At 39.6% G+C, this 3,027-nt stretch carries 2 protein-coding genes and 1 pseudogene; all 3 read right to left on the bottom strand.

Annotated features, from left to right (window positions below):
- Positions 1-17: 17 nt before the first annotated feature.
- Positions 18-1,103: a hypothetical protein gene (locus tag ACM0OY_RS39910; protein ID WP_414574222.1), complete on the bottom strand. Its 1,086-nt coding sequence runs from the start codon at positions 1,101-1,103 to the stop codon at positions 18-20.
- A gap of 235 nt (positions 1,104-1,338) precedes the next feature.
- Positions 1,339-2,058 carry a hypothetical protein gene (locus tag ACM0OY_RS39915; protein WP_414574216.1) on the bottom strand — a complete coding sequence of 240 codons (720 nt, stop codon included), beginning with the start codon at positions 2,056-2,058 and terminating at the stop codon, positions 1,339-1,341.
- A 1-nt stretch (position 2,059) separates the two neighbouring features.
- Positions 2,060-3,027: pseudogene (locus ACM0OY_RS39920) on the bottom strand (hypothetical protein); the annotation flags it as partial.

Genomic DNA, 3,027 nt, shown 5'->3' on the forward strand with positions numbered 1-3,027 from the left:
TTGATTCAGCATAGGTTTTATTTAGCTAATTTCCCGACTAAACTACCACCTTTAGCAATCTCAATGGCAATCCCACTGTAAGTTTCAGTAGCTTTATTAATTTGAACTAAAACAGAAATGCCACCACCAGCCGCTAAACCTGTAGCTAAGAATGGCGCAATTATACCAATTGTAAATAGGAAGAACATTGGCTGATAAGATTTAGAATCAGCGACTAATTGCCCGGCAAAACCAACAATGATATTGAAGCAGAGCTTGCCAAAACCTACACTGAAATATCCTACTAACCAACTGTAAATTGATTTAGCTCCGTAAGGTAGCAGAGAACCACCAACAGCTATAGGCCCTAGCAGTGCTGTTACGAGCATAGTCAGTTCAATTCCCCATTGATAAGCCCCATTCATTCCGACTAAAATTATCGTAACTATGTCAGTAACAGCAGACCCAACAAAAGCATTAATAGGAGATAAAATTAAATCAATTCCATTTGCTTGACCATCTTTCACATCATTAAAAGCATCGATAGCGCCATCAACCGCATCTATAAACCAAGAAAAAACTCCATTATTTTTGTTAAATTTATCTGGATATTTTTTGGTTAAATCTTCTTTAGCTTGATTCAAACAGTTGATTTCTTCTTGTTGACTTAAAGATGAATTTCTACATTTATTTACAGCAATACCAATAGCGCTACGTGCTGCTTCAGTTCCCAATGCACTTTCATACGCTTGCTTGAGATCGATTCCTGCCGCCGCTTCGCTAAGAACTATATTATTTACATTATTAATATAGTTTCTAATCCCCAAAGTTGACTTTCCTAGTACATCCCCCTTATTACTGAGCAAAAGAATTACTATTAACGGCCAAATAAAATCAGTATAAGCTCTTTGTTCTTCAAGAGCCATCATTTTTTTTGTCCATTCAACGACGAAGAAAGTTAGTGTTGCTATAGCGAATAAAGCTCCGACTGTACAAATTGCTGAATAAACACCACCTGTAATAGTTTCGTTCCAAAGCTCATCAAATCCTTGCGCTATTGAAGCTGCATTTTCTTTTGCTAAATCAGCTAAATCGCCACCATCTAATTGCGCTAGTAAAAACATGATTTGAATCCTTGCTCAATACAGTAATTTTGAAAGATATTTGAACGCTACTTGATTGTTTGTATAGGAGGAAAAAGCTCTTGTAATTCGTTTCTATACGCTTTTAAGGGAGATCCAATAAATAAATTAGCCCAGCCGTCGCTTTCGCCCTCAAGGCGAAAGCGCCTAGATATCTCGGTTTAGCCAAAAATATTATTGATACGGCTGGGCTGATTTATTCTTGGCAAGTGCCTAATCAGTCAGCAGAAGTAGGATCTAGCCGTGCATTAAGTACGACTTCATGTAGTAGAGACAATCTGCCATCTTCTTCAGAGTTCTCCTTTTTCCGTTGGGAGTCAAGATGATCTGCCACTTGCGTCAGCATCAGGTTAGAGTAGGCATTGTCCTGTCGGGCTGATAAAGAATCAGTACGCTGCTGTGCCAACATTGACACAATTAAGCCGTTCTGAGCAGCGATCGCTTTGAGAACGTTTTGAGAGGCATCCATGTTCTGAGCTTCATCAGAAATATCTTTTGCAAGCTTAGCGATTTGTGCAGTAGTATCAATTTTTTCTTGAGTTTGCTGCTGTCCTTTTTCGCTGACCACGCTAGCGACAGAAGCCAAAACTAGGTCGCGTGAGAGCTTCTGTGCTTTTTCTTGGGCGACAGGATAAGAATAATCATCCTTAAGTGAACCCTTCAATTGATCGGCCGAAGCAATCGGGTCAGGCGCACCCAATTGCCCGATAGAACTATCAATTGCAGCAGTAGCGTTTTCTTTGATGTCTGCCCAGCCGCTGTTAATTTCTTCCTTCGCCCAGGCTTGAATTTCACCAACTTCACTTTGAAGATCCAAAACCATAGAACTAAAAAAATCGTTAATGCTGATGCCATAGCTAGGTGCAGCAATAAATAAACTGCCAAAAGTAGCAGCAGCTATCGCACCAATAGTCAATTTCTTCACGATCGGTTTCATATTAAGCAACCTGTTTGATTTTTGAGCGGGAAATCAAATGTTTAGCCAAGTCTGACAACTCTTGTGTCCGAATCATTTTGATGTAATCCTCACTAAATTTGACTAAACCAAGCAGAGGATTATCTTGATAGTGTTTGAGAAACAAACTGCGTAATTCCTGCTCGTTGGGATTATTAGCAACTGAGGCTAATAAACAGTAGGCGGGATAATAGCGGCAGAAAGTAAGCTTGCCATTATCATCAAGCAGCCACTGAGAGTAAATCCCCTCCTTTTTTGGATAAAAAGCTTCCGTACTATTGACACAGATGATTTCGCTAGGATATTTAAAGCGAACAATGAACGGATCAAGGGCTGATGATTGAATCCTGCCTACTAAACGTGTGGTGATATTGGCAAATATCTTCTGTGCAGCTTTGCTCTGATATATAGTCTCTGGTTCTTGAGCCGAGATGATGACGCGGATACCAGACTTCGCACCATTGGCACACAATCGCCCAATCAACTGGGCGATCGCATCGAATTGAAATAAGATTGGTGCTTCATCCAGGAAGAATATCGAAGCTTTTGATGATAATGCACGACGTAAAGCAGCAGCATAGGCACTAAGAGCGAGTATGGCAGCATCAGCTTCACTCGATAAATTACGTAAAGCGAATACTAACAATTTGGCATTAGTTCTAAAGCTGGATGGACGTGAGATTGATTGTCCTACCCTAGTACTCAACCAATAGTTTATTCTCAGTCTTATTTGCTGTAAGGCTTCAGAAATTTCTTGACTATTACTAGCTATAGAATCTAATTGTATGAAAGCTGGAGAACAAAAATTATAAAAGTCTTTGAGTGTCGGAGTTTCCTCCCATTCTTTAGTTCCAAACCCTTTTTGTATTGCTAACTTGTACCGCAATTTAATTTCGTCATCATTAAAAAATGTTTTCAAACTCAGAGCAATGATTGACTCAATATTGGTGC

Origin of the sequence: Nostoc sp. CCY 9925, assembly GCF_963920935.1 — a bacterium.
Lineage (GTDB): Bacteria > Cyanobacteriota > Cyanobacteriia > Cyanobacteriales > Nostocaceae > Nostoc.

Bases quoted from the DNA above. Each gene is read 5' to 3' on its own strand.
- ACM0OY_RS39915 (WP_414574216.1), bottom strand. From the start codon at position 2,058: ATGAAACCGATCGTGAAGAAATTGACTATTGGTGCGATAGCTGCTGCT.
- ACM0OY_RS39910 (WP_414574222.1), bottom strand. From the start codon at position 1,103: ATGTTTTTACTAGCGCAATTAGATGGTGGCGATTTAGCTGATTTAGCA.